This is a genomic window from Caballeronia pedi, assembly GCF_001544915.2.
GTDB lineage: Bacteria > Pseudomonadota > Gammaproteobacteria > Burkholderiales > Burkholderiaceae > Caballeronia > Caballeronia pedi.
In genome coordinates, this window is sequence record NZ_FCOE02000098.1 from 1 (window position 1) to 3006 (window position 3006).

General features: G+C 58.0%; 2 protein-coding genes. One reads left to right on the top strand and one right to left on the bottom strand.

The annotated features are described in order from the left end of the window. Positions 1-2127: hybrid sensor histidine kinase/response regulator (locus AWB80_RS42620; RefSeq protein ID WP_143328294.1), on the top strand; the 2127-nt coding region annotated here is incomplete at its 5' end. Between the two features lie 24 nt (positions 2128-2151). Here the strand turns inward: AWB80_RS42620 and AWB80_RS42625 are convergent. Further along, positions 2152-2532 carry a hypothetical protein gene (locus AWB80_RS42625; RefSeq protein ID WP_143328295.1) on the bottom strand — a complete coding sequence of 127 codons (381 nt, stop codon included), beginning with the start codon at positions 2530-2532 and terminating at the stop codon, positions 2152-2154. Between the last annotated feature and the right edge of the window lie 474 nt (positions 2533-3006).

The following is a 3006-nucleotide window of genomic DNA, read 5'->3' on the forward strand; positions in this document are numbered from 1 at the left end:
AATCCCAACGGTCCTCCGAACAACAACCTGCAGCGCCTTGCGCGGCCCGAAGTGTTTCTGGCCCTCAGCGAGGCGATCAGGCAAGTTCGACAGGAAGGCGTGTCCGTACGCAAGACCGGGGTACGGACCGCGGGTGCCAACGGACCCCAAGCCGTCAGTCTTGAAGTGCATCCTCTGCAGACTGCGGGCATGGAGGGGCGCTGGCTACTCATCTTTTTCGAGAATGGGCAGCGATCGGACGATTTGCCAGCACCGCAGCAGGCCACGTTAGGAACGCTGCTGATGCAGACGTTACGGCAGCAATTGGGCCGCAGGATTGCCGCCAAAGGTGCCGATCCCAGAGACGACGAAATTGCCCGCTTGAATGCCGAGCTCGGCGCCATGCGCACGCAGATGCGAACCATGCTCGAAGAGCACGAAAGCGCCCGGGAGGAGCTCAAATCGAGCGAAGAGGAGCTGCTCTCCAGTAACGAGGAATTCCAGAGCACGAACGAAGAACTGGAGACGGCCAAGGAAGAACTGCAGTCGCTGAATGAGGAGTTGTTGACCACCAATGATGAGTTGCGCTATCGCAACAGAGAACTCAGGACGGTCCACGATGAGGTCACGAGTGCCCGCGATTATGCCGACGCGATCATCGAGACGATGTCCGAACCGCTGCTCGTGTTGCAACCGGACTTGCGCGTGACGCGCGCCAATCGCGCGTTCTACGAGACATTTCGCACCACTGCGGACGTGACGATCGGCACCCTGCTTTATACGTTAGGCAATGGACAGTGGAACATTCCGAGCCTACGGGAATTGCTCGAAACGATTCTGCCTCAGCAGGCGATCGTCCGCGATTTTCCGATCTCGCACGATTTCCCTCGGATTGGACCGCGAACGATGCGGCTGAATGCAGCGCGCGTGGTCGTGCCTGCGCATGAACTGATCCTAATGACTATCGAAGACGTTACTCAGCATCAACTTGCTGTCGAACGTTTGCAGGCGGCGGATCGTCACAAGGACGAATTCCTGGCGATGCTCGGACACGAACTGCGCAACCCGCTCGCCGCCGTCGGCAACGGATTGGAAATCTGGGGCCGCGCAGATGTCGAGAAGGAAACACAAGATTTGGCGCGAGCAGCAGCGACGCGTCAGTTGCATCACGAGATCGGCCTGGTCAATGACCTGCTGGACGTGTCACGCGTAACCCGCGGCATCATCAAGCTCAGCATCGCGCCCGTCGACCTGGTGCAGATCGTCCAACAAAGCGTCACCGTGCTGCACGCCGAGGTTCAGGGGCACCAACACGAGCTCGTACTTTCATTGCCGACGCAGCCCATCCTGATCGATGGCGACGCCATGCGGCTCGAGCAGGTCGTCACCAATCTGTTGAGCAACGCCATCAAGTACACGCGTGCCGGCGGTCGCATCAGGATTTCGCTCATGGCTGAAAGCGGCGAGGCGGTCCTCACGGTGACCGATAATGGCATCGGCATGACGGCGGACTTTCTACCCAATATCTTTACTATTTTCGTTCAGGCGGAATGCACGCTGGACCGCAAGTCAGCGGGGTTGGGACTGGGTCTTGCCCTGGTGCAACAGTTGGTTGAAATGCATCATGGAACCGTACGGGCGTCGAGTGAAGGTCTGGGTCAAGGCAGCGTGTTCGTGGTCCGGCTTCCGATATCGAACGCACAAACGCTGTCATCGCCCAAGCAGGATCCGGCTGAGGACGCGAGCGTGAGCGGAGCGCCCAAGAATATCCTTGTAGTGGACGACAACACCGATGCGGCGGAGAGCACGGCAATGGTGCTGAGGCTCGACGGGCATGACGTGAAGGTAGCGATTGATGGTACGTCTGCCTTGCAGGTCGCAGCGGACTCTCGGCCGGACGTCGTGCTCCTTGACATTGGTCTACCGGACATGAATGGATACGAAATCTGTCACCAGTTGCGTACGATGCCCGAATGTGCCGGTACCCTGCTGATCGCGCTTAGCGGTTACGCGGGGGAGGAGTATCGCGAGCGAGCCAGGCAAGCCGGGTTCCATCATTACATGGTCAAGCCGGCCGATCTCTCGGAACTGAACCGTATCATGACGTCCTCTTGCGTAACTCCAAAGGGAGCCGACAAAGAGTCCTAAATTAAGACGATCCAGGTCGCTGTGTCAGACTGCCAGCATAAGATTGCCAAATCTCCCCCCATTGCCCTTCAGATGTCGATACAGAACGGCGGGAAACGGACCATTCCCCGGCGGTGTATAGAGCCGCGCGGGATTATGTCCCTCCGCACCCCGAATTTCGATGTCTCGCGTTTGAATGGCTGCAACGTGCGATGCGATTGAGATGTTGCGTTCTTGCATCACCTTTCTCACAGCATCTACGGGGGTGGGTTGCTGACGCGCTTCGACCGGCGTGCACGCTTCAATCGGCTTCGGGTTCAAACTAGCGAGCGCGTCTAAAGCGGATTTCATGTCGTCGTCCGCGTACGTAGCCGGGTAGACGCCGAGAATTCCTTTGATCGCATCGGCCGAGCATCCGAGCATCATGTGATGCTCCGCGCAAGATGTCTGAGAGATCTGAATTTTCAGCTTAGGCGCAACCCTTGTGCCCACGATGCCACGCTTGGCTTGCGGCCCATTCCTGGAAATTGCCACGAGACAATCATTCCGACGAGGTGGTTGGTCGAAATCGCGCGGACTTGGCTCACACCTTAGACTGGGCCGTCGACACACGCATGTCGCGCGCTCGATGCTACGAGGCAGTCGCGCATAGATAAAGAAGGTAAAGCAAGCGAAGGCCCTCCCGCTTTAACTCGCTTCGTCGGGCGATGTTGCGCGCCGCCATGGCAACATGCGGTAAAGCACCATCATTTCTTGGGGTAGTTGAAAGCATCTGTAACGCCGCGAATCCAATCGCGTCTCTAACGCCGTATTGCGCAGAGTCAGTGTGAGGTCAACGCCACGTGATCCTGGCGAGCAGGTCAAACACTTTCGCTTGACGTTGGATCTTGTCGATTTCGA